At 44.6% G+C, this 25,925-nt stretch carries 22 protein-coding genes; all 22 read right to left on the bottom strand.

Annotation, left to right across the window (positions count from 1 at the left end; all coding sequences use genetic code 11):
- Positions 1-144: 144 nt before the first annotated feature.
- The gene (locus OH773_RS07535) at positions 145-1,056 is read right to left on the bottom strand and encodes an NAD-dependent epimerase/dehydratase family protein (protein WP_270144469.1); all 912 of its coding nucleotides are present in this window, start codon (positions 1,054-1,056) and stop codon (positions 145-147) included.
- A complete protein-coding gene (locus OH773_RS07530) occupies positions 1,053-2,297 on the bottom strand; it encodes a glycosyltransferase family 4 protein (RefSeq protein WP_270144467.1) in 1,245 nt (414 codons plus the stop codon). Before OH773_RS07530 ends, OH773_RS07535 begins: the two co-directional genes overlap by 4 nt.
- 2 nt (positions 2,298-2,299) lie before the next feature.
- The gene (locus OH773_RS07525; RefSeq protein WP_270144464.1) at positions 2,300-3,274 is read right to left on the bottom strand and encodes a glycosyltransferase; all 975 of its coding nucleotides are present in this window, start codon (positions 3,272-3,274) and stop codon (positions 2,300-2,302) included.
- Positions 3,275-3,296: 22 nt separating this feature from the next.
- A complete protein-coding gene (locus OH773_RS07520; protein WP_270144462.1) occupies positions 3,297-4,595 on the bottom strand; it encodes a hypothetical protein in 1,299 nt (432 codons plus the stop codon).
- A gap of 5 nt (positions 4,596-4,600) precedes the next feature.
- Complete coding sequence (locus tag OH773_RS07515; protein WP_270144459.1) at positions 4,601-5,431, bottom strand: glycosyltransferase family 2 protein; 831 nt, start codon at positions 5,429-5,431, stop codon at positions 4,601-4,603.
- Complete coding sequence (locus tag OH773_RS07510) at positions 5,428-6,690, bottom strand: ABC transporter ATP-binding protein (RefSeq protein WP_270144457.1); 1,263 nt, start codon at positions 6,688-6,690, stop codon at positions 5,428-5,430. The genes OH773_RS07515 and OH773_RS07510 overlap by 4 nt, the downstream gene beginning before the upstream one ends.
- Positions 6,644-7,495, bottom strand: a complete 852-nt coding sequence (locus OH773_RS07505) for an ABC transporter permease (RefSeq protein ID WP_270144453.1) — start codon at positions 7,493-7,495, stop codon at positions 6,644-6,646. The genes OH773_RS07510 and OH773_RS07505 overlap by 47 nt, the downstream gene beginning before the upstream one ends.
- A gap of 72 nt (positions 7,496-7,567) precedes the next feature.
- Complete coding sequence (locus OH773_RS07500; RefSeq protein ID WP_270144451.1) at positions 7,568-8,497, bottom strand: glycosyltransferase family 2 protein; 930 nt, start codon at positions 8,495-8,497, stop codon at positions 7,568-7,570.
- Positions 8,498-8,908: 411 nt separating this feature from the next.
- Entirely contained in the window at positions 8,909-9,799 is an 891-nt protein-coding gene (rfbD, locus tag OH773_RS07495) for a dTDP-4-dehydrorhamnose reductase (RefSeq protein ID WP_270144449.1), read from the bottom strand.
- A 41-nt stretch (positions 9,800-9,840) separates the two neighbouring features.
- Positions 9,841-10,707, bottom strand: a complete 867-nt coding sequence (gene rfbA, locus OH773_RS07490) for a glucose-1-phosphate thymidylyltransferase RfbA (RefSeq protein WP_270144447.1) — start codon at positions 10,705-10,707, stop codon at positions 9,841-9,843.
- A gap of 9 nt (positions 10,708-10,716) precedes the next feature.
- A complete protein-coding gene (gene rfbB / locus OH773_RS07485; protein ID WP_270144445.1) occupies positions 10,717-11,808 on the bottom strand; it encodes a dTDP-glucose 4,6-dehydratase in 1,092 nt (363 codons plus the stop codon).
- Between the two features lie 429 nt (positions 11,809-12,237).
- The gene (galF, locus tag OH773_RS07480; protein ID WP_183269832.1) at positions 12,238-13,134 is read right to left on the bottom strand and encodes a UTP--glucose-1-phosphate uridylyltransferase GalF; all 897 of its coding nucleotides are present in this window, start codon (positions 13,132-13,134) and stop codon (positions 12,238-12,240) included.
- A gap of 174 nt (positions 13,135-13,308) precedes the next feature.
- Positions 13,309-14,736 carry a colanic acid biosynthesis protein WcaM gene (wcaM, locus tag OH773_RS07475; protein ID WP_270144442.1) on the bottom strand — a complete coding sequence of 476 codons (1,428 nt, stop codon included), beginning with the start codon at positions 14,734-14,736 and terminating at the stop codon, positions 13,309-13,311.
- A 29-nt stretch (positions 14,737-14,765) separates the two neighbouring features.
- The gene (wcaL, locus tag OH773_RS07470) at positions 14,766-15,986 is read right to left on the bottom strand and encodes a colanic acid biosynthesis glycosyltransferase WcaL (protein WP_270144440.1); all 1,221 of its coding nucleotides are present in this window, start codon (positions 15,984-15,986) and stop codon (positions 14,766-14,768) included.
- On the bottom strand, positions 15,983-17,263 hold the full coding sequence (gene wcaK, locus OH773_RS07465) for a colanic acid biosynthesis pyruvyl transferase WcaK (protein WP_270144436.1): 1,281 nt from the start codon (positions 17,261-17,263) through the stop codon (positions 15,983-15,985). The genes wcaL and wcaK overlap by 4 nt, the downstream gene beginning before the upstream one ends.
- A gap of 99 nt (positions 17,264-17,362) precedes the next feature.
- A complete protein-coding gene (locus OH773_RS07460; protein WP_270144434.1) occupies positions 17,363-18,850 on the bottom strand; it encodes an MOP flippase family protein in 1,488 nt (495 codons plus the stop codon).
- A gap of 11 nt (positions 18,851-18,861) precedes the next feature.
- Complete coding sequence (gene wcaJ, locus OH773_RS07455; RefSeq protein ID WP_270144432.1) at positions 18,862-20,256, bottom strand: undecaprenyl-phosphate glucose phosphotransferase; 1,395 nt, start codon at positions 20,254-20,256, stop codon at positions 18,862-18,864.
- A gap of 124 nt (positions 20,257-20,380) precedes the next feature.
- Positions 20,381-21,754: a phosphomannomutase CpsG gene (gene cpsG, locus OH773_RS07450; RefSeq protein WP_270144429.1), complete on the bottom strand. Its 1,374-nt coding sequence runs from the start codon at positions 21,752-21,754 to the stop codon at positions 20,381-20,383.
- 73 nt (positions 21,755-21,827) lie between these two features.
- Positions 21,828-23,258 carry a mannose-1-phosphate guanyltransferase gene (cpsB, locus tag OH773_RS07445; RefSeq protein ID WP_270144427.1) on the bottom strand — a complete coding sequence of 477 codons (1,431 nt, stop codon included), beginning with the start codon at positions 23,256-23,258 and terminating at the stop codon, positions 21,828-21,830.
- 2 nt (positions 23,259-23,260) lie between these two features.
- Positions 23,261-24,481, bottom strand: coding sequence for a colanic acid biosynthesis fucosyltransferase WcaI (wcaI, locus tag OH773_RS07440; protein ID WP_270144425.1), 1,221 nt, complete (start codon positions 24,479-24,481; stop codon positions 23,261-23,263).
- Entirely contained in the window at positions 24,478-24,957 is a 480-nt protein-coding gene (locus OH773_RS07435; protein ID WP_270144423.1) for a GDP-mannose mannosyl hydrolase, read from the bottom strand. The genes wcaI and OH773_RS07435 overlap by 4 nt, the downstream gene beginning before the upstream one ends.
- Positions 24,958-24,959: 2 nt before the next feature.
- Positions 24,960-25,925 carry a GDP-L-fucose synthase gene (gene fcl, locus OH773_RS07430; protein ID WP_270144421.1) on the bottom strand — a complete coding sequence of 322 codons (966 nt, stop codon included), beginning with the start codon at positions 25,923-25,925 and terminating at the stop codon, positions 24,960-24,962.

Genomic DNA, 25,925 nt, shown 5'->3' with positions numbered 1-25,925 from the left:
TTACAATAGGAAAAATTATTAACATGATAATATTTTAATTAGGTGCATTACCCATGCTATACAATGCATTTATTAACAATAACAAATGCATTAATAATGCCATAAACATAATACATCATGATTCATTGCAAGAAATGAAATAGCCTAGCTTCGTTTTATGTTAATATCATACAAAGATTTTAATCCCAGTTTGAGATCAACCGTTGGACGCCAATCAAGTTGAATGTTTGCTTTTTCAATATCTAAAACATTAATTGGAACGTCTACAGAACGCGATTCTGTATATTCAATCACCGCTGCTTTACCTGTCACATCTTCGAGGATTGTCAGAAGTTCATTTAATGAAGTACCTATACCGCTGCCAATATTAAAAATGTCACTTTCACCTTCATATTTAATAGCTGACATAAAGGCAGATGCTACATCATCAACATGAATGTAGTCTCTAATGACACTTCCATCACCCCAGATTGTAATATTTTTATCATTGAGTATATTATTTAAAAATATTCCCACGGCACCTTGCGGTTTATTGAGATCCTGCCCGATGCCATATGGGTTACTGAGACGAAGAGAAACAGTTTGAATATCATATAATGAGCTATAAAGCTTTAAATATTTCTCAACTGTTAATTTCATTATTCCATATGAGCATTTAGGATCAAGATAAGACACTTCATTTACTGGTTCACTATGTGCTCCATAAATTGTACCACCCGATGAAGCAAAAATTATTTTATTGCAGGTACTGCTCTCTTTGATGCATTCTAATAAAGATATTACAGGGAGTAGATTTTCATTTACGTCTCGTACAACGTTTACATTTGATGGTTGTGGTAATAACGTCGACACTAGATAAATGACACAGTCAATTCCAGAAAGCAAAGACGAAAAAGAATCTTTTAAGACATCAAATTGTGAGTATTCAGAATATAAATCATGCGCCGAAGTAGATTGTATATCTAAACCGTGAACGTGATATCCGTTACTTATTAACAAGTTACAGATATTTCGTCCAATAAACCCATTCGAACCTACAACCAGAATATTCTTCAATTTGAAACTCCCTTTAAAATTTCAACTAATTTATTCCCTTCTTTCTCCCAACTTGTGCTGCTTGCAAAATCCATCCCTCTTTGACGGAGAGATAATAATTCATTAGGTTCATTTAACAATTTACAGATATTTTCAGCTAGTTGCATTGGTGCAGGGGAAGATATTACAGCATTATCCTTATTAAGGAGCCATTCAACATTATCCCCTTCATTAGATACAACTACGCATCCACATGCCATTATTTCTAATGGTAGTAAGGAAAGGTTAGTAAACGATAAAACGAGTGCAATATCACAATTACTATAGATTTCAGGTAATTCTTCAACCGCTAATAACCCGGCATTAACAAAGTCGTGTTCAAATTTATAATCGTCCATATCCCACCCGGCGAAAATAAATTCTACATTGGGGTTCCTTCGCCCTACAATATCCAAAGCAAGTAATGCAGTTTCTAAACCACGACGGATAGTTGGTGGGCGGAAGTAACAAAAAATACGTTTTTTAGAATTAGTAACTTCAGTTTTAGGCCTAGGGGAATAGAGATCGCGATCATAAGAAAAACTTAAAGAGAAAGTCTTCATCCCATAATCAGCGGATAATTTATTTGCTAACCAGTTTCCAGCGCAGACGCCAACAAAACCTAACTTATACGTCTCTTCAGCAAATGAGTATTCACTACCATTTGCATAGAAGTAGGGTTCAAAATCCTGAACAAAATAAAACTTATGCTTTGTTTTAGAAAATGCATTAAGATAATAAGCAGTAGTCCAGCCTGTTGCAAAGCTAAATTCTGCCGGGGGTAAATCATCAATGCCAAAAAATACTTCAGCTTTAAGTTCAAAGAAGTGTTTGTTGATCAACTCTTTTGCTTTGTCTGTAGATTTATGTCGATGATCACCAACTAAACAAATATTATTTTTGAATCCATTTTTTTCTAAATATTGAACAAAGCGGAATATATTAAGATGTCCACCAGAACCAATACCAAAATCTGGTATTAGCCAATTAATTACATTTTTTTCATTATTCTGTAAATTACCAGAGATTGTGCCTGCGTTCTCTAAAGTAACAAAGTTATAATATCCAATTACGTCTTTCTTGGAAAAAACAGCCAGGTTTGTTATTGGTGTCGTGCCTGAAAATGACGTTTTCAATCTTTTTAGCACTCTGACTGTTACGCCACCAAGACCTTCCTGCTTATATACTCTGGAAATAACGTGATAAATATTTTGAAAACGCATGGCTATTTCCTTTTTAAAGAATTATCAAGAGAAATTAAACGGAATAAAAATTTATTATCTGGATAGTTACTACCAATATAAAACCCAGTTTGCTTCAGGAAATGGAAAGTAATAATTTCAATTTTCTTTAATAAATTACACCCATTGTTCAATTCTCTGTAGTATTTTATATCCCTGTGCGAACAGCGTAACGTTTGATATCCTATATTTAGAAGCCTTGGACAAATATTATAATTAAACAAACGTCTTAAGGCTCTGGATTCATCGTATGAGCGTTTAAAGGTTTGAACTAAACTATAATTATGAGAGTGATAAACTACCGCATCGTCCGCATAAGCCTTCTTGTATCCTTTTTCAATAATCAATTTTGCCCAGAGTTGATCTTCGGCAAAATCCACTTCTGGGTAAGGATACAAAAGCCATACTGAACGTCTTAGTGCTGCATTATTATCGGAGAAGTAATGCAGAAATTGTTTATACCCTTCATCAGTGGCGTAACGCTCAGAGTCATCGAGGGCAACTACTTTGTTAGATTTAAAACCATCAAAGTGTAATTGCAGATCACGCTTTGTAAATACAGAAGCATCTTCATATGCTACATGACGACCAAAAACGCCAGCTATATCAGGATCAGTTTCAAATGGCGATATAAGATTCTCAAGCCAGAAATTATTTAAAGGTTTGGCATCGTGCGTGATCATTACGGCAAACTCACCTGAGGAATTTTCAATTGCCCAGTTTCTGGTTTTACCATGACCAAAGTCAGTAGGTTTAATAATTAGCAACTTCAGTCGAGGATCGACAATTTTCTCGATATAATCGATCGTACCATCAGTTGAACCTGAATCTACTACAACTACTTCATACTCGAAGTTAGTATTTTGCATTAAAACTGATTGAATTACTTCTCTAAAAATATAGCCAGGGTTCTTCGTGAGAATACACACTGAAACCTTTGGCGTACTTAAAGCAGTCATTTCTTGCCTCTACATATTCATATTATTTAGTATTAGGTGTTTTTATATAGTAAGCAATAAATGCCTTTACTGATCTAAAAATATCGAGAAAAAGAGTTTTTCCATTTTCTCGTTCTTTAAGAATAAAATCAGAGTGTTCTTTACTCGAAATCTCACCTGATACTTCATTTAACTCTAAAACTAATTTTGAAGTGGTTTTAATTTCTGCTTGCCAGCAGTTATAAATTTCCATCAGTCTTTCTTCAAGTTCTTCTCGTTTACTGGTCTCAATTGACCATGAGAGTTTATATTCTTCTAGAAATTTTTGTTGCCGCGTAAAAACATCAACACTTTTATTAAGGATGTTATTTATAGTGTTTTTTTGATTACATTCAATAATATTCTGGCATGGTATGACTTTCTCTATTACTGAAAACAAATTACGGCTCAGTGAAAAATGCGTTTTCGAATATTTTTTGAGAAAAACTAACTCTTCTTCATTAGGAACATTACTAGCCTGAAACATTTGTAATATTTCATCTGCAGTCATCTTAGTATTTGAGCATCTTCCTGAAAAATTAAACTCGGATGCTAGCTCAACATTTTTAGACGTAATCCACCCAGGTCCACCAAAGTGATCATAACAAAATACAGATATACCAAGAGCAAGACAATATTGAACTGTTTTACCAATAGTTATACAAGAATCATATTGGCTTAATATTTCAGGCGTTATTAATGATTCATTAAAACCTACACCATAAATATTAACTAATGAATCATTTTCTCTAAGTAACTCAGCAAGTTTAAGCAATTCAGGTTGAAGATGATTCGATACAATTAAAACCTTTGTATATGATGTATTTTTTTTTGTAGGTACCGTTGAGAAATATACATCAGGTATCGAATTTGGAAGAATTACGGCTCTTTCTGCATAGTCTGGATAGTTTATTGTGAAATAATCATAGTTTTCTTTGGAATTAGTCGTAAAAACTCCAATTTGGTTTAATTCAATCGGAGGTGATTCCAAAGGTTCAAAATGAGACAATGAAGAAAAGATTATAGCTTTCGCTTTATAACAATATTTTGCAAATAGGGCATAATAAGTCGGGGTATGAAATACCCACACTATGTCCCACTCAGCTTCCGACAGAGTCGTGTCGCTGATTTCTTTTAAAGGGATCTCCAGGGATTTACAGTAATTTGAATAGGTATCGAATAATTCAAATGTTGCAATTGTTACTTCGTTCCCCTGAAGTCTCAGTTGCTCGGCATATTCCAGAACAGTGATTTCTGAACCTGCATAATCTTTGAATCTTGATGTTGCTATTAAAATTCTCATAAAAATTAAAAATTAGTTACCTTGTTGGTAAAAAGTTCACTCCCCCAAGTATAGAGTGGATTGCCAAAATCTGATAAGGAATGGAGTGCTTTCCCTTTCCTATCATTCCATTTTTTTCCATACGGGTCCCAAGGGAAATTTTTTACATAATAGTTACAAGTATCTTCCCAATGCTCATACGACAAACTTTTCCCATAATGTTGGCAATAGAACTGAATTGCAACCTCATCAATGTTTGATGGTTCGCGTGCATCCAATCCTTGATAGCAGACTGATTCCTTATTTTTCCAAAGCATTAAAATATTTCGACACTCCGGGCCAAATTTATTTCGGAAATCTTCTAACTTATCACCGCGGCGATATGCCTTGTCATCACCTGAAGTCATGTAAGCATCGAATAGCTGAATTCTTACTCCAGCCGGTTTATTGTTTAAATCAGATGTAACAAATTGTCTGATATCTCCAAAATATCTTTCATCGGCATCACAACACATGCACCAATCAAAATTGAGATATTTATTTGCAAGATTTAATAATAGACCACGATGTCTGGTTTCAGATAGCAATCTGTTATCTTGACCTTTTCTCCACTTTTTATTTTCAACAATCAAAAATACTTTTTCATGTTTTTTCAAAATATCTATTGTTGAATCAGTACTACAATCATCATAAACGCAAATATAATCGGCAAACTTGGAGATGTGATCAAGTGTATCCTGAATTACCAATTCTTCGTTTCTGATTCTCATGATAACAACGAGGGCATGATTTCTTAATATATTAATATCACCTCGTTTTATCCAAAGACGTTCGTATCTATCAAGTGTCCAGGTCATTTTCCACCCCATAAATGGTCACATCTCACGACACCCTCAACTCTGGCCAGCCCCGCTGCATTACGCTCCATTTTTATATTGAAGCTGGCAGCATATTCAAGTCTATCATACGGGAACATGCCTAGTTCATCAGAAACCACTACTGTCAAATAATACTCGCCAGGGGCGAAATAATTATTAAGTATAGTAAGAGTGATATTATTTTTAACACTGCTAAATGTTATATCATCTCTTAATGTATTTAATATGCTTACTATATGCCCTTTGTTATCATATATTACAATACCAATTCCGTACTGAATGTTTTCACCTTTGAATCCCAGCCCCATAGAAATAATGATGTCATCACCCATTTCATATATATGCTGGTCACATTCTATGGAGAGTATTGCAATTTGTTTATCAGGGTCTTCTAATTGGTCTGTTTTTGCTTTCTGAACAGAGATAAGTTTATTTTTCGCTTCAGTTTCTTGTTGATAAGCTTCACAAACCTCAAGTCTCTCTCCAATCATTCTCATTTTGCCTTTTTCCATCCATATAGCAGTATCACAAAAATTTCGCACTGCAGATAAGGAATGGGATACAAACAAAATAGATGTCCCGGCATCTCGTATTTCTTTCATTTTTGTAAATGATTTCTGCTGAAACGCCATATCTCCAACGCTTAGCGCTTCATCAACAATCAGAATATCCGGATTTACCTGAACAGCGACAGAGAATGCCAAACGAGCAATCATACCACTTGAGTATGTTTTTACAGGTTGATCAAGGAACTCTTCAATTTCAGAGAATGCGACGATTTCATCGTACTTTTCATTAATCTCTTTCTTACTTAATCCTAAAACTGCCGCATTAAGGTAAACATTCTCTCGCCCTGTAAATTCAGGGTTGAAACCCGAACCAAGTTCAAGCAATGCGGCTATTCTACCATTAACAACAACTCTTCCTTCAGTAGGGTTCAAAGTCCCGCAAATCATCTGTAAAAGAGTAGATTTCCCGGCACCGTTATTACCAATGATCCCAACAGTTTCACCTTTGCGTATTTGGAAAGATAGGTCTCTAACAGGCCAAAACTCTCGATAGTAACTACCGGCAGTCCCAACATGTAATACTTTCTTTAATGTTGGTAAAATAAACTGTTTTAACCTTGCGCGCGGGTTTTCATAAATATGAAAACACTTACTTAGCTGCTCAACTTCAATAGCTAGATCATCACAGAACATCTGCAAATCCCTTTCTTGTTTTTTGGAACCAAGCATAACCTAACCAACATACGGCCAATGCACACAATGTATAAAGGAGTAACCCAAGATAATTAGGATTTACCCCCCAGATCAACACATTCCTGACTTGCTCAATTATAAAAGTTAGAGGATTTAGCATTAACCATGGGCGTAATATGGCTGGAACGGCACTTATTGGGTAAAAAACAGGGGAAAGAAATGAAAGAACCATTGTAAATATGGTAATACTTTGCCCAATATCTCTGATAAATACACCAAACGAAGCAAGGAACCACGATAAACCCGATGCCAAGATAACTAAAGGGAAAAAGACAAGTGGCAACTGAATTGCTGTCCAGGGGATATCATTCTTTACTAATAAAATAGCAACCAGTAATACACCGATGCTGATCAATGCATTGAAACAGCACGTTACAATATTAATTACAGGAAGAATCTCTAATGGGAACACTACTTTTTTAACGTAGTTGACGTTACCCGTTATAAGTCCCGGCGATTTATTTAATACTTCTGCCAGAAATGTATGCGTCAGAAGACCAGCAAATAACACTACAGCGAATTCATATTTTGATTCATCACCACCGTGATTCCATTTAGCTTTAAACACAACGGAAAAAATAAACGTATAGATTATTAACATAATCATCGGTGTAATGATTGACCAAAGAATCCCTAATGCCGACCCTTTATATTTCCCAAGAATTTCTCGCTTTGACATTTGATAAATCAAATTTCTATTTGATTTTATCGACTTTATCATGCTGGGCAGTGAGAGTTTTGCTCTCGACTGCGCTGAATTTATCTGAATACCCTGCATCATACGATTATTTTCTCTTTTAAAGATGTTCGGAGTAAAAACAAGCTATACATAAACTTGTTTCACTCATAAAAATCAAACTTTCTTAAATAGAATTGCTAGTGCAAATGCGACACTGCCAAAATATGTTTGCCGATACATTTTTATTTTTCTGAATAGGCATACTCTTTTAATCAAACCTGCACATCTTGCATCATTAAATTGTTTTATCAACATTTCATTATCAGAGGTTAATTTAATGTCGGTTAATGCAAGTAACGATATATTTTTTTGTATCCATAACTGGAACTTACCGTCCAGTACGCCTCGTATTCTTTTCATTCTTGCCAGCATACTAATATTGGAACCAATAAGATTATCAGAATGCTGACGGTATTTAATTGTTGGGTTTGGGTCATATATTACATTCCCTCCACAGCCAGTGATGACAATATAAATCCACCAATCATGTGAAACTATTTCTTCCCAACGTGGCGTTTTGATAATTAAATCTTTTGCTACATTGTTCATCATCATAGTATTCCCACCAGCAATACTTTGAATTAATGCATTTCTGAATGATGGTTTTTTACTGAATAATGGTGAATAACCTATACATTGGTCATGTTCATCTACCAACATCGTTCGACCACAATACAGCGCTGGTATTTCATGATCTAACGCATCTAACATTAAAACTGCGCGTTGTAATTTGTCATCTAACCACACATCATCCTGATCGCTAAATGCATAATATACGGTATCATCATGAACAACATTTAATAAAGAGATAAAATTCCAAGCAAAACCACGTCGAGGCCCTTCAAGGATAAAGACCCTATCTTCACCTAATCTTGTTTGATATTCTTTTAAAATATCTAAAGTTTCATCAGTTGAACCATCATCAGATGCATAGATAACCCAATTCAGGTGTATTTGGTTTACTATAGAATCCAACTGTTTTCGAATAAATTTACTACCGTTGTAAGTACAAAGTAGCACCGCAACTTTTGATTCAGATTTCATAATTTACTTATAAAGCTCTGCAAATTGGAGAAAAGACCCTATTTGTCATTTATTGATGATATTGGTATTAGAAGACAAGGCCTGTGAATATCAACATGAAGATCATTCTAAATAATAGATCGTTCAAATTGAAGTGCTTAATATTATACATTTATAAATAGCGAGAGAATTATTGTTAATAAAAAAACAAATTTTAACGCTAATTCATTTTGCCATTATTGCTGAACATCAATACTCACGTGCATCACATCTATTACTTATTAATAAACATGGATAATTTAAAAAAAAACCATGTAAAATATTAATTATTTTTAGAGTTAGCCGTAAAAATTCATTAACCAGTACATTATCTCTGGTTTTGACAAAGCTCAGATATATTTACACTGCCAATATTATTTAAAATCCTCTTTTTCACTTTCCTAGTATTTCAATAACTGAACGCTCTACCCCAACTTTCCAGTCAGGTAATTCAACTCCAAAAGCTTTCTTAAATTTATTATTGTTTAGTCTTGAATTTAATGGCCGTTGCGCAGCAGTTTGATACTCAGAGGTCGGCAGGGCTTTGACTTCTTTAAGCAACAATTCTTCACCCTGAGAGCGAGCAATTTCGAAGACAAACTTCGCATACTCATACCAACTTGTCTCTCCACTTGCTACAAGATGATATTTTCCTGTAAGAGATTCATCCTTTAACGTTGCGCGAATAGCTATTGCTGTACAGTCAGCGAGTAATTCAGCTCCTGTTGGTGCACCAAATTGATCGCTAATGATAGAAAGAGTTTCTTTTTGTTTTGCAAGATTCAACATCGTTTTTGCAAAATTTGCACCACGAGTAGCATATACCCAACTCGTTCTAAAAATTAAATGTCGAGGATTATTCGACACGATGGCAACTTCACCTGCAAGCTTAGTTTGGCCATAAACATTAAGTGGGTTTGTTTCTTCCGCTTCAGTGCGGTAATGCCCCCCAGCCCCATTAAACACATAGTCGGTAGAATAATGGATCAACAGAGAACCTAACTTCGCAGTTTCTTTCGCTATAACTTTAACGCTTTCAGCATTGAGAAGATATGAAAGCTCCTGCTCACTCTCGGCTCTATCGACCGCTGTATGTGCAGCAGCATTGACGACAACATCAGGTTTTACAATACGAATAGTCTCTGCTATCCCATCAGGATTTCTTAGGTCACCGCAAAGTGTGGTGTCATAAAAATCAATGGCAATTAACTCCCCTAACAAACAAAGAGAACGTTGTAATTCCCATCCTACCTGACCATTCTTACCAATTAGTAAAATCTTCATGTTCTTCTCAATGGCTGCGTTAATTTTAATTCGAAAGTAGATTACTCATTAATGAGCATATTCAAGTAGCGACCGTACTCTGTTTTTGAGAGTTTTTGCGCTTGCTCTGCAACCTGATCTTTACTCATCCAACCTTTGCGGTAAGCAATCTCTTCCAGGCAAGCCACTTTCAGACCCTGGCGTTTTTCGATGGTGTGGATAAATTGAGATGCTTCCACTAAGCTGTCATGCGTACCCGTATCTAACCAGGCAAACCCGCGCCCCAGTAATTCCACTTGTAAATTACCTTGCTCAAGGTACATCTGGTTCAGAGTGGTAATCTCTAGTTCACCACGAGCAGAAGGTTTCACTTGCTTTGCCATCTCTACAACATTGCTATCATAAAAATAGAGGCCAGTAACTGCCCAGTTTGATTTTGGTTTGAGTGGTTTTTCTTCTATCGACAGGGCTTTGTAATTTTCATCAAATTCCACAACACCAAAACGTTCCGGGTCGAGTACCTGATAACCAAATACCATCGCGCCATTGGTCAATTGCGAAGCTGTTTCCAGCTTTTTACCAAAACTTTGACCAAAATAAATATTGTCACCCAGAACTAGTGCGCAAGGTTCATTATTAATAAACTCTTCGCCAATAATAAATGCCTGAGCTAAACCATCAGGAGAAGGTTGAACTTGGTATGACAAATTAATACCAAACTGGGAACCATCTCCGAGTAGGCGTTTGAATGACGCCATATCTTCTGGCGTAGTAATGATCAATATATCGCGAATCCCCGCCAACATTAGAACGGAAATAGGATAGAAAATCATCGGTTTATCATAAACAGGAAGCAGTTGTTTTGATACACCTTGCGTAATAGGATATAGACGTGTTCCTGAGCCACCTGCTAACACAATACCTTTCATTTTCTATCCTTAATTATTTGTAAGACCGAGTCTTTCGCCAGCGTAGGAACCATCCATTACTCGCTGCCACCACTCTTTGTTGTTCAGATACCAATTCACGGTTTTGCGAATACCGCTTTCAAATGTCTCTTGAGGAATCCATCCAAGATCATTTTTGATTTTTGTTGCATCAATCGCATAACGCAAATCGTGCCCCGGACGGTCAGTCACATAAGTGATCAACTGAGCGAAGTGTTCAATTCCCGCAGGCTTAGTGCCGATAACGTCATCCAGAATGTTACAAATAGTCGTCACAACCTCGATATTTTTACGTTCGTTATGACCACCAATGTTATAGGTCTCACCAATTGTGCCTTCCGTGACGACTTTATACAGTGCTCGGGCATGGTCCTCGACATACAGCCAGTCGCGGATCTGCTCACCATTCCCATAAACAGGCAATGGTTTACCCGCCAGTGCGTTGAGGATAATCAAAGGGATCAATTTTTCCGGGAAGTGGTACGGACCGTAGTTATTGGAACAGTTAGTCACTATACATGGCAGACCATAGGTACGTTGCCAGGCGCGAACCAAGTGATCGCTTGAGGCTTTTGATGCTGAGTACGGGCTGCTGGGCGCATATGAAGTTGTTTCGGTAAATAGAGGAAGAACCTCCCCTGCCGGGCATTCATCTGGATGCGGCAAATCACCGTAAACTTCATCAGTGGAAATATGATGGAAACGGAACTCTGCTTTACGAGCTTCACTTAATTGCGACCAGTAAGCACGGGTCGCTTCCAACAATGTATAGGTACCGACAATATTGGTTTCAATAAAAGCTGCAGGACCCGTAATTGAACGATCGACATGGCTTTCTGCCGCCAGATGCATCACAGCATCTGGTTGATGTTCGTTAAAAATCTTATCAAGAGCATTTCTGTCGCAGATATCTGCCTGCACAAATGCATAACGCCCATTTTCAGATACGTCGGCCAACGATTCAAGATTGCCTGCATAGGTTAATTTGTCGACGTTAACGACGCTGTCTTGAGTATTATTTATGATATGACGAACGACCGCTGAACCGATAAAACCAGCGCCACCAGTAACAAGAATTTTCACGTGAAGAGTCTCTCTATTATCTTGTAATGTTTTTTTTCGATATTTTATTATCGGCTATTTAAAACCTACTTAAGGTATTAAGCGATATTATGTAATCATATATTTGATTTAGCCCACGCTACCGCCCCTGGCTCAACAGCTACCAGTGGACTGAATTTTCTTCATATTTTTCCCCTCTTAGGGAGGCCAGGTTAAATCTCACTACACATTTTCGAGCAATCAAACAGTTAGATAAACTGGTAATTTAACCAGTATCTACCTGTTCGCTCATAACCATCTAGCATAAAGAATGATGTAGTTCAGTAGCTTACAAGATTTTCGCAAAAAAAACGGCAGTCGGCACCGGTAATGTTACATAAATGCAACAATACCGCCACGATTGACTGCCGTTCTTTTCATCAGACTCTGGTTATCATTGATTGAAAAAAATCAACGAGCCAGTAACTTCTGAATGCTGTCCCTGAACTTCTGGCCTTCTTTATGGTTACGCAAACCATAATTAACAAATGCCTTCATGTAACCCATTTTCTTACCGCAGTCATAGCTTTCGCCGGTCATCAAAGCCGCTTCTACCGCTTGCTTTTGATTCAATGCAGCAATGGCGTCTGTCAGTTGGATTCGTCCCCATGCACCTGGCTCTGTCTTCTCAAGTTCAGGCCAGATATCAGCAGACAGAACATAGCGGCCCACAGCCGCCAGGTCAGAATCTAAAGTCTGCGGCTGATCGGGTTTCTCCACGAAATCAACAATGCGACCAATCTGCCCATCATTGTTTAACGGTTCTTCAGTGGTGATAACCGAATACTCGGACAAGTCTTCGTTCGGCATACGTTTTGCCAACACCTGGCTGCGCCCGGTTTCTTTGAAACGCTCAACAATTGCCGCCAAATTATAGCGCAATGGGTCAGCGCTGGCGCCATCAAGTATAACGTCAGGTAATACAACAACAAATGGATTGTCGCCGATAATAGGATGGGCGCACAAAATGGAATGACCCAAGCCTAAGGGCTGAGCCTGACGTACATTCATGATGGTCACGCCCGGTGGGCAAATGGACTGGACTTCGGCAAGCAACTGACGCTTCACGCGTTGCTCAAGCAGAGCTTCCAGTTCATAGGAAGTGTCGAAATGGTTCTCAACCGCATTCTTTGAAGAGTGCGTCACCAATACGATTTCTTTGATTCCCGCAGCTACGATCTCGTCGACGATGTATTGAATCATCGGCTTATCAACGATCGGTAGCATTTCCTTTGGAATAGCCTTTGTTGCGGGCAACATATGCATACCCAAACCTGCTACCGGAATAACTGCTTTCAAATTAATCATATTCAAACCCACCTCGAAATGGTTGGAGGATTATAGTCTTTTCGTGCTTTGATGCCAGCATGAATTGAGCCAAAGTAGTACGTCATTTTAACTTCCTCAACAAAGCCTACAAAACTAAAAACCTTTTTTTAATACACCTGAACCCTCAGATAAATCGCAAAGTGACTTGACGATTTATTTATTAACCATTGGCAGAGCAAAATTCAACCCATGGGTATTCACATGCTGCTGATCCACCCTGTCGATGTCTACCGAGCTGTGCCCTTTTTCGTTCACAGCCCGCACATTGGCAAGCGAAAGCAACGTGTCATCTTTGGCCATAAAACGGCCGCGCACATCTTTACGCAGGTCAAAGTTTAGCTTCAACGCGGGACCTACAGCAGAATACTGCATCACGTCGACGTTTCTCAGAAACAAGTGTTGCGGTTTGTTATGCAGTTCAAGCGTTGCTCTTTTCATCGCCACATTGGTGATTGCCACAAAAGAGGTCACATTACCCGACGAAATCTGGATACCCCGGCTCTTAAAAGGCATTTGGGTGTTATCCAGCGCAATGTCGTTAAGCTTAAAATTTTGTGGAATAGACAGATACTTACCTTTGATAACACCATAACCGATCAGAAATCCCGCACTGTCGACCATATCTACGTTATCAATAACGAAATTATCACAGCCGTAAATGGCAACTGTCGCGTTATCGATCCCCGCGTTCTTACTAAACGTGTGATTGATATTCCGCGCCTTTATATTGCGAATGATGAAGTGTTTGCCGTTTTCGACATGGACCAACTGGCGGCAGTTACTGCCGGTTATATTGGCAACAACAAAATTTTTCACAGCCTGATCTTCGGGATAGTCATTGTCATAGGTACTTCCCGCAAGCCCGATACCGATCCCCCAGTTGACCTTTCCATTGGTGCAATCAATGTTTTCAATCACATGGTCGGAGATAAGCAAGTCGTGATCGTTTATCGCCACATTCCATTCGATGGCATCACCCTGCAAACGGCTGAAGTGGCCGTTGGTTATCCTTACGTTCTCCATGCAATTGTGGAACCCTTGCCGCAAAATGGCGTAGTTCGCATCGTGTACCCGAATGTTATCAATCACCAGGTTGCGCATAGTGCGCTTATCTTTTCCGCCGATGTAGATTTGAGTCACCGGCACAAAACCGCTCATATCAATGCCTTTTATAGTGCAGTCTGAGCCCCGCACATCAAGGATGATATTGTGAAACCGCCCTCCCTTTCCCCCCAAAATCTGGCAACCGTCTTGCATCACAAAACGCCCTTTACCATTTCCTTTTAAGCCACCAGCAACCTGTAAGGTTTTACCTTGTGGCATAAAAATGGCTGTATTGATGTTGTCACAGACTAAATCGGCAGGAACAGACACGACATCAGCAACTGAGAAAGCTTGTTTGAAGGCGGCTATCCAGTCGCCGCTATAAAATTTCTGGACACTGACCTCGCTTTTGCCTGCCCCGGCTAACACACTGCGGGGCAAAATGAAGGGGACCGCAGCCAGAACAGAGCTGGCTTTGAGTAACTTGCGACGGGTGGAGGAAAATGAAGGGTTGGTCAATTCAAATTTTTTGCGCATACATCCCCGTGAGTCTTCACTAAATGGGTTTACAGCGTCTGTAGCTGACGTGCTAACTGCTGATAGATAACGTGCTGATTGAACTCGGTTTCAACTTTTTCACGCGCCAGTTGCAACATGGGTTTGAGTTCGCTTTCATCGATATTGCCGAAGGCCTGTAAGCTATCGGCGAGCGCTCCCGCATCGTTTTCTGGCACCAGCCAGCCGGAACGTCCCGAATCGATTAACTCAGGAATACCGCTATGCACGGTAGAGAGAACCGGAATACCGACCGCCATCGCTTCCATCAGAGCCACAGGGATCCCTTCCATATCGCCGTCAGCCCCCGTGACCGATGGCAGTAGGAACAAATCAGCCTCATCCAGCATCGCTTTCACTTCGTGATTCGGCTTGAAGCCCGGCATAAACACCACATCATCGAGTTGATTTTGTTCGATCAGCGTACGCAGCCGCGTTTCCCATGGACCAATACCCAGGATGTTGTAACGAAACTTCACGCCTCGCTCTTTTAACAACGCGCAGGCATCAATCGCCACATGCAATCCTTTCTTCTCGGTCAAGCGCGCCACCGAGATAATCTCTAGCATTTTCGCCGGTTTTTTAACGGCGCGTTGCGAAAACCGTTCCATATCCACGCCCATGCGCGAAACGGTAATTTTGTTGGCCGGGCAGCCCATTTTTTGCAAGCGTCCTGCCCACAATTCACTTATCGGCAACATCAAATCACCACGAGCAAAGAGCTTTTGATATTCTGGGGTGTAGTGCGCCAGCGCCTCACGTCCTGAAATATCGATACCGTGGAATACCGTGGCAATTTTGCCCTTCAGCAAACCAAGCTCGCGTAATTTTGCCGCCGTCACACCGGCAGGGCCGAAATGAGCAATAAAGACATCAGCCTGCACAGACTGAGGGTTGCGACCACAAATGGAGGAGAGAATTAAATTGCGAGCTTCCTCGCCATAGCGTTTCGCATTCAACGCCTTCCAGGTTCGTGGACGCAGCGCACCACGCAGCGTATTGAGCGCTCGGGATTGCAGTTTTGCCGCCTTGCCTACTGGTTCATCCATCAGCCAGGTGGTTTTTTCTGCAAGCTTGTACTCTTTGAATGCCGAGTGGGTATGGGTCAAATCCCCCTTCTGGATAGCGACGATTTCCACCTCATAACCCATATCAATAAATGCAACGATCTGGTTAAGCACGAAGGTTTCGGATGCCACTGGGAATTTAAGCAAGAAGAAGCCGACTTTCATTTATCCCCCTTCACTCGCGCCAGAACTGACTCCACCATGCGCCGGCCATCGGCACGTTCAGCACGTACCGCGCAAGCGAGGCGTTCATTGATTGCCGGTAGTTGCCCTAAGACGTCGGCCACCACGCTCTGAAGGGAACCATTCAGAAGCTGGCGGATTTCAATGGCCATTTCCGGCATCCCGAGCTGTTGCATGATGCCCGCGGATTTGTGTTCATAATTGATAGCAATGGCAGGCGTACCAAAGTTCATGGAGATAATGGCGGAATGCAGGCGCGTGCCGACGGTCAGTTCGCACTCACCAAGAATTTTGCCCATTTCCAGATCGTTAAGTTCATCCATGACCACGTGGTATTCATCCGGATTATTGATGTACTGGCGAAGATTCAGCGCCACCATCCTGTCATCTTTGTTGTAGCTGTCGATGCCCGTACAGGTCGAAAGTGCCAGTACCTGATAACCCTGGTCAATAATGCGATTCACCACCGAGGCAAATGCCTGCTCATAGGCTTGCTGAGTGGTGCCCAGGCGCTTATCAAAAGGCGCCAGCTCACGCAACGTAATCGCCACCGTTTTCTTGCGTTTGATGGTATTGAACCAATGCTGCACGGCGTAGCTCGGCACGAAGCTGTCGTTGTGATGCTCTACAAGCCAGGCCGTATCCACACCCTGCTCCACTTTGCTGCAATCAATATTGCTTCTTTTCATCAAATCGAGGCTGACGGATTCACGCAAAATCAGCGACTCCGTATTGCCGAAGACATAGCTTGCGAGGTGATTAAACTGCGGATCCTGGAACGGCCCTACGCTGTGGCCAATCATGTAAACCGGCTTTTTCGCCATAAAGCTGCACAGCGCATGTTCAAATTGCGAAACACCGTACAAATCGACAAAAAACGAACCGCCGACCTGAATAATCGCGTCATAGTTTTGCAGCGACTTAACGAAATCGATAAATCCTTGTGGGATGGAAATATTACGCAGGCGTCCGTTATCAGTGGCTTTCGCCAGCAAGACCTGATGCTGATACTTGCGGCGCAGGACTTTTTTAACCCGCCCCATCAACCCAACCGCATTGTTATGTTGCTTCATCTGCTTATACAGGGTGTCACCCAGCACCGGGCGACCCAACAGCCACGCGGAGCTCACCGGATAGCGGCTCATCACATCAACATGCACGGTTTCGTCAATGGTGGTAATGGCATCAATCAGTCCGCGCAAAATGGCGCTATCACCACGGTTGCCGCACGTGTGGTTGCCAAGAATCAATAATTTCATACAGACCTCGTTCTTTAATGTATGCCCTCACCCCTGCCCTCTCCCCCAGGAGAGGGAGAAAACCGATCATTCCCCTCTATCAGGTGAGGGAGAAAACGGTCAGTCCCCTCTCCCTTGAGGGAGAGGGTTAGGGTGAGGGGGCGTTCGAATAAACTGGCGTTTCATCTCTACCACTAGTGCGTTGCGCGAAAGCGCCAGCATGACGATAAAGGCCAATGCACCAGCCGCAATTTGTACGCCCAACAACAAGCCGAGCGAGAGCTGCCCTTTCAGGGCAAATCCCAGCGAGCCACTGATCACAATGGTTGGAATAGAAAGGTAAAACGGCAGCCAGATGCTTTGAATGTACTGGCGGAAGCTTGCGCCGAGTACCGGCCTAATCATCACGAAATAGCTCAGTACGGTATTCACTATCTGCACCAGTAAGAAACCCAGCGTGACGCCCAGCGCACCCGCCATATGGCCGCCGATAATAATCGCCGGGATAAACAAGCAGGTTTTGAAGACATTGAATTTAAAGCTGATATCGACACGTGCTTTTGCCATCAACAGCGATCCAATCGGGTTACCAATGGAGCGCAACAGGCCAACCACGCACAGCAATTGCAGAATCGGCGTAATAAACTGCCATTTCTCACCAAACACCAGCGGCACAAAATTATTCGACACCACCAGCAGGCCGAGCAATGCCGGGAAGTTAATGATCCCAACAATCGACAGCAATTTGTAGAAGTTGATACGTAACTTGTCGGTATCGTCCTGAATTTTGGCAAAAGCAGGAAACAGCACGCGGGTGATAATCGGATTCAGTTTCATCGGTGGTACCACTGCCACGTTATAGGCGAGGTTGTAGCCCCCGGCGATGCTGGCCCCAAGAATTCGCGCCAGCACTAACGTTGAGAGATTGGTATTCACATAATTGATAATGCTGTCAGCTGTTAGCCATGCACCGAACTTCAGATTCGAGCTGACAGATTTCAGGGAAAAATGCAGGCCAGGGCGATAAATCTTGCGGCCAAAGAAACCAAATAACGCCGTGCGAACCACGGTGTTAACCAGATAACCGATGATCGCCGTCATGGCGAACGGGTAATACATTGCCGCCCCAACCGTCACGGTAAAACCCGACAACACGGATACCGTTTCAATCGAGCCAATCGTTGAAAACTCCAGTTCCTTTTGCATTAGCGCGCGGAACTGCTGCCCGTGTGGGATAACGATAAAAGCGAACGACAGTGTTTTAATCAGCGGTGCAAGGGCTGCGGTATTCAGTACCGTAGCGATAACATCGCTGAGTAAAAACACCACCGCGAATACCGCAAGCCCAAGGCCAACATTCAGCCAATACAACGTGGTCAGCTCGAGGTGGCTTATCTCTTTGCGCTGGATAATCGAGTTGGCAATGCCAAAATCTGACAACGTATCGGCCAGCGCGATGATCACCAGCGAAACCGTCAGCAGGCCAAACTCGTGATTGTCGACAATACGCGCCAGCACGGTCATCTGCACCAGGCCAAGACTAATAATAATCACCGTGGCGATGGCAGACCATTTGGCACCGCTGATGGTTTTTTCTCTCAGACTCATTGCGGAATCACTCAATAGGCGGCTTTGTTAACAAAGCCTTTGAAAATGGTCAGAAAGACAATTTTGATGTCAAACCACAGGCTCCATTCGCGGATGTATTCCAGATCAAACTCAACACGCTTTTCCATTTTCTCCAGCGTGTCAGTTTCACCGCGCCAGCCGTTGATTTGCGCCCAGCCCGTGATGCCCGGTTTCACTTTATGGCGCAGCATGTAGCCTTCAATCAGCGATCGATATTGCTCGTTATGCGCCACGGCATGCGGGCGCGGCCCGACAATCGACATCCCCCCCATCAGCACATTGATAAATTGCGGTAATTCATCAAGCGAAGTACGGCGCAAGAAGTTGCCCACTGGCGTAATGCGCTTGTCACCTTTCGTGGCCTGGGTAACGACAGCATCGTTTTCCATCACTTTCATGGAGCGGAACTTCCAGACTTTGATCGGTTTCCCGTCCATGCCGTAGCGCGTCTGGCGGAAAATAATTGGGCCAGGCGAGGTCAATTTCACCGCCGCGCTGATACACAACAGCACCGGCGAAATAAACAGCAGGATCAGCGAAGCCAGCACGATATCTTCGAGACGTTTCAGAACACGGTTAATGCCGTTTAACGGGGTTTCAAAAAGAGGCACAACCGGCACACCGTTCACTTCTTCGGTGCGGGCATTAAGAATATTGAAGGTGAAAACATCCGGGATCAGCAGCACTGAGCAGGTGGTATCGGTCAGTTCACGCACCAGTGATTTAATCCGCGCTTCTTCGCTCATGGCCATCGCGATATAGATATTATCGATGCGCCCTGCCCGCGCTTGTTCCACCAAATCTGCGAAACAGCCCGCATAATCGCCATGGGGTGATTCCGGCTGTTGGTCGTCATACACACCAGTGACATCAAATCCCAGCCATGGCTCGTTGCGGAAACTCTCGGCAAGCGCATAGCCCACGGGCATCGAACCTGCGATTGCAATGCGGCGCGTGTTGTACCCCATATTGCGCAACCAACCGGCGCCCAGGCGGATAAACGAGCGGCAGAACATCATGCCGAAACTGGTGAGCACGTACCAGGCGAGATAGACCCAGAAAGACCCGTCAAAATCAGGATTAAAGGCCAGTAAACCGGCACTAAAAATCAGGCTCAATGTCCAGTTTTGCAGCAACAACATCAGTTCGCTGGAAATCTTCACCCCGCGCCAGGACCGGTAAAAATCGGTCATACCGCCAATCATCTGGAAAACAACTAGGGCCAGTAAGGCCATCAGTAAATGCATGTACAAAAACGGTAACGCGTTGACCTGACACACAATCCATAACCCAACAAACATAATGGTGATGTCAGAAAAACGTTGCACCATAGAGATTAACGATGCGTTCGTTTTTGGTAGCTCGCGCTTTTTTAGGTTTGTCATCGTTTTACCTTTATTCACTATTTTCCCCTCACCCCGGCCCTCTCCCTCGAGGGAGAGGGAGAAAACCGTCAATCCCCTCTCCTGGGGGAGAGGGTTAGGGTGAGGGCGACCTGTGATACCCAAATCACTGATTCAACAGTTCCATGATTTCTTGTGTTCGCGCCTGCATGAGCTGTTCGTTACGCTTAGATTCCACATTCAAACGCACCACCGGCTCGGTGTTGGAGCTGCGCAAATTAAAGCGCCAGTCCGCGAACGCCATGCTCACGCCATCGGTGTGGTCCACCTCGGTAGCACGTGGCGCAAAATGCTGCTGCACTCGGGCGATGGCCACTTTCGGGTCCGCCAGCTTGCTGTTGATTTCCCCGCTTGCCGGCCACGCCGCCATACGGTCGTGCACCAGCTCACCCAGACTTTTCCCTTTCAGGCACAGCAACTCCGTCACCAGCAGCCACGGGATCATCCCGCTGTCGCAGTAAGCAAAATCACGGAAATAGTGATGGGCACTCATTTCGCCGCCGTAAATCGCATCTTCCTCGCGCATACGCTCTTTGATAAACGCATGCCCGGTTTTTGACATCACCGGCGTGCCGCCTGCGCGCTCCACGATATCCACCGTGTTCCATGACAGACGCGGATCATGAATAATCTTCGCCCCCGGCTGTTTTTCGAGGAACGCCGCTGCCAGCAGGCCGACGATGTAGTAACCCTCGATAAATTGCCCGTGCTCATCAAACAGGAAGCAGCGGTCAAAATCGCCGTCAAAAGCAATCCCCATGTCCGCGCCGTGTTCAATCACCGCGTTGCGGGTGTCGGCACGGCATTCCGGCAGCAGCGGATTCGGGATACCGTTCGGGAAATGTCCGTCAGGCTGGTTGTGGACTTTGATAAGCGTCAGCGGCACGTTGAGTGCCTTAAGCCGGGCTTCGATGGCATCGATAATCGGGCCCGCCGCGCCGTTACCGGAGTTAATCACCAGCTTCAGGGGCTTGATGTTGTTGATGTTGATGTACGAGAACAGGTGATCAATGTAAGCCTCAACCACGGAAATTTTCTGGTAGCTACCGCGTTGGATTGCATCAACAGGCTGGAAGTCATTGGCTTCCGCCAGACGCTGCACATCGCGCAGGCCGGTGTCACCACTGATGGGGCGCGCGCCTTCGCGTACCAGCTTCATGCCGTTATAGTCCATCGGGTTATGGCTGGCGGTCACTTCAATGCCACCGTCCACGCCCAGATGCCAGGTGGCGAAATAGATCTCTTCGGTGCCGGACAGGCCGATATCCAGCACGTCCACGCCCGCATCCTGCAACCCTTTTGCCAGCGCTAATTTCAACGTTTCACTGGTCAGGCGTACATCGCCGCCCAGCACAATCGTTTTCGGTTTCAGGTACTCGCCATAGGCGCGGCCAATACGTTCGGCTATCTCTTCGTTCAGCTCTTCGCCCAGGCGACCACGGATGTCGTAGGCTTTAAAACAGGTTAATTTCTGTGTCATATCCACTCCTTCGGGCAACAGTTACCCAACCCGCAGGCTCGCGGGCTGCGGGAATGATTAAATTGTGATGGGGTTAGATACGCCCGTAACGGTCTTCGAAACGAACGATATCGTCTTCTGCGAGGTAAGTGCCGGAACGCACTTCAATCAGATCGAGCGGGATTTTTCCGGGGTTTTCCAGGCAATGCGTCACGCCCAGAGGAATGTAGATGGACTCGTTCTCGCCCAGCAGTTTTGTCTCTTCACCCAGCGTGACTTTTGCGGTGCCCGCCACCACAATCCAGTGCTCAGCACGGTGGTGATGCATCTGCAAAGACAACCCTTCGCCAGGCTTGACGGTAATGCGTTTCACCTGGTAACGCTCGCCTTCATCAATGGAGTCGTATTTTCCCCACGGGCGATACACTTCGCGGTGATTGTGGTGTTCGTGGCGACCATCAAATTTGATTTGCTCAACGACTTTTTTCACACTTTGCACGTGGTCGCGGTCGGCAATCAGTACCGCATCTTTGGTCTGCACGACGACGAGATCTTTCACGCCAACGGTGGTGACAAGTCCCGACTCTGCATAGATATAGCTGTTTTCAGTATCATGGCTGATCACATCGCCGTGATGCACATTGCCCTGTGGGTTTTTGGTGCTGATTTCCCACAGCGATGACCACGAGCCCACGTCGCTCCAGCCTGCATCCATCGGCACAACGACGGCATCAGCGGTTTTTTCCATCACGGCATAGTCGATAGACTCATCCGGGCAGCTCAGGAAGGCCGCTTCGTCCACGCGGACAAAATCCAGGTCCGGGTCAACGTTTGCCATGGCTTTTTCGCAGGCGCTAAGAATATCCGGGCGAAATTTTTTCAGCTCTTCAAGGTAGCGCCCGGCACGGAACAAGAACATGCCGCTGTTCCAGTAATACTCACCGCTGGCGACGTACGCCTGTGCGGTCGATAAATCGGGTTTTTCCACAAACTGTGCGACACCAAACGCAACGGCATCCGTTTCAGCCGCCTGAGGTTGTCCACGGCGAATATAGCCATATCCGATTTCCGGCAGGTCAGGAACGATACCAAACGTCACCAGTTTCCCTGCTTCGGCAAACGGCAGCGCGCTGCGAACCGCTTCACGAAAGGCTTCTTCGTTCTCAATCACATGATCGGCTGCGAGGATCAGCATTAGCGGATCGCTTTCAGGTTGATTGCGTAATGCCGCGAGGGCTGCCAGCGCAATAGCCGGGGCCGTGTTACGGCCTGCGGGTTCCAGAACGATATTTTCCGTCAGCTTGTTTAGCTCACGTAGCTGTTCAGCCACGATAAAACGATGTTCTTCGTTGCAAATCACCACCGGGCTTTCGCACGCCACACCGTTCAAACGGCTAATGGTGGTTTGCAACATGGTCAGCTCCCCTTTCAGGCACAGGAACTGTTTCGGGTAAAGCACGCGGGACAACGGCCATAAACGGCTACCGTTCCCGCCAGCCATGATCACCGGATAAAGTTGGCTCATTTTTAACCCCGAATGTCAGTAATAAATTGATTCAGTACGCTGTCTTTCTCCAGCGTGCGCTCGGCATATTCACATGCCACGGTATTGAGTACCGGCAATTGCAAACAGCGCTCGATGCCATCGGCTAGCGCATCAACCGATTCAGGCTCAACACATACGGCAATGCCGGAATAAGCCTCGCAAAGTTGGCCGAGCTCGGTTTCCGGTTCTGCGGTAATCACCGCATTGCCGCCCACGGCAAGAATATTGGTCAGTTTGGAAGGCAACACTGCATCTGCCGCACCCCGACGCTGAATAACCAAGTGGCAATCCGCGAGATGCAGTAACGCTGGCAGTGCGTCGTAAGGCTGCAATGGATGGAACACCACGTTTTGCAAACCCTTCTCCTGCGCCTGTTTTTGCAGGCGCGCTTTGCCACCGCCCTGGCCGACAATCACAAATAACCATGGCTGATGAGCGAAATGCGCAGCCACCTCAATGACGGTTTCCAGCCCCTGCTTCTCCCCGATATTGCCGGAATAGAGAATGATTTTTTTATCAACAGGCAGCTGTAAGCGGGTGCGCACCGCAAGAACATCCTCGTGGGAAATACCGCGAAAACGTTCAACTTCCGACCAGTTAGGAAAAAAGATCACTTTTTTCTGATCCACGCCCTTTTCCACCGCTTTGTTCATCATCGAACGCGAAATGGTCGAAACGTTATCAACGTTATGCAGACCACTTTGCTCAAAACGTTGAGCCAGTCGGGCTACTTTCCCCTGCTTTTTACCTGCCATTCCCAGGCCAAGCATCGCGTCCACTTCGTAATCCTGGATATGCAGCAGCGTACGTGCGCCGCTGAGTTTCGCGAGCAGGCGCATACCTGGTACGCAAAACAGCGTAGGCACGACGCCAATAATGCGATCCGGCTTCCAGCGACGCTGTGCCAGCAGCGGGAAGAATGAACTCAGCGCAAAGCTGCCGAGATGGATCAGGCGCTTTAACGTTGACGGCTGTTTTGGCACATATAATGGGCAGCGCCAGACGGTGGCCGCACCGACTTCTTTTTTATACTTCCAGGCGCAATATTCGGGATGCACTTCCCAGACCGGATAGTAAGGTGGTGCGGTGATCACCCGCACCTCATGGCCCTGGCGCGTCATCCACTCAACCATTTCGCCGGTGTATTTGCCGATGCCCGTCAGTTCCGGAGAATAGTTGATGCCATACACCAGTATTTTCATAACCCGATGACCTTATTAGCTTTATCCGCGAGGAAATAAGCGCGGCTATTGTCGTGGACATCGTCACGTGCTAACAACGACTCTGACGTTAACCAGCGATATGCACTGTGCTGCGCGGTTGGCAGTTGCAACGCGGTCGCATCGACACGCAGGCGGAATCCCAGCACCACGTAGTGCGTTGAGAAATCCGTCCCGGAGAAGTTGTCGTCATAGAAGTGCTGCCAAACGCCGTAAAACTCGCCGTCGGCCATCACGAAACGCTTACCCAGTTCGGCTTCGGTTAAGCGTGCAAAAGCCTGCTCCAGCGTTTCATCTTTCTGCACCCGGCCACCCGGCACGAACCAAAAGTTCTGCGCCGGGCGCTGAGTGCGTTGCCCCAACAAGAACTCGCCGTCCTGATTTTCAACAATCAGGTCGATGGAGATAAGCGGGGTGGAACTCACGACCGTTGCGAAGTCTTCAGCACTCAGGAACATACTTACCCCCGGAACCGTTGTTGGTTTTCGAGGAACCACTGGTAGGTGCTGGCAAGACCTGGCTCCAGCGTGATCTCCGGATACCAACCCAGACGGCGCAGACGTGTCACGTCCAGCAATTTACGTGGCGTGCCGTCCGGTTTGGTGGCATCGAACACCACGCGCCCACGGTAGCCCGTCACTTTCGCGATGGTTTGCGCTAGCTCGCGGATGGTGCAATCGACCCCGGTACCGACGTTAATATGTGAAAGCATGGGCTGGGTATTTTCGGCCCACACTTCACTCGCCAGCTCCATAATGTGGATGCTGGCTGCCGCCATATCATCAACATGCAGGAACTCACGCATTGGCGTACCGCTCCCCCACACCACGACGTCAGGAGAGTTCTGCTCTGTCGCTTCATGGAAACGACGCAGCAACGCCGGGATGACGTGTGAATTGCTCGGGTGGAAGTTATCGTGCGGGCCATACAAATTGGTTGGCATCACCGAACGATAATCGCGACCAAATTGGCGGTTGTATGACTCGCACAGTTTGATGCCCGCAATTTTGGCAATCGCGTACGGCTCATTGGTTGCTTCAAGCGTGCCTTGCAGCAGCTCGCTTTCCGCCATCGGCTGGTTGGCCATCTTTGGATAAATGCACGATGAACCGAGGAATAACAGCTTATTCACGTTATGCGTATGGGCAGAATGAATAATGTTGGCCTCAATCATCATATTTTCGTAGATGAAGTCAGCAGGATACGTATTGTTCGCCACAATACCGCCCACTTTCGCCGCCGCCAGATAAACCTGATCGATTCGCTGTTCGGCAAAGAAAGCATTAACTGCGGCACCATCCAACAGATTCAGTTCATCACGGCCACGCAGCACCAGCTCAACGTCAGCACGTTGCTCAAGCTGACGGACAATGGCAGAGCCGACCATCCCACGATGGCCAGCAACAAAGATACGGTGTTTATTCAT

It is taken from the genome of Buttiauxella sp. WJP83, assembly GCF_027594725.1.
In the GTDB taxonomy this organism is placed as follows: domain Bacteria; phylum Pseudomonadota; class Gammaproteobacteria; order Enterobacterales; family Enterobacteriaceae; genus Buttiauxella; species Buttiauxella selenatireducens.
Note: the sequence above shows the minus strand (reverse complement) of the source record. Positions and strands in the feature narration are given on the sequence as shown.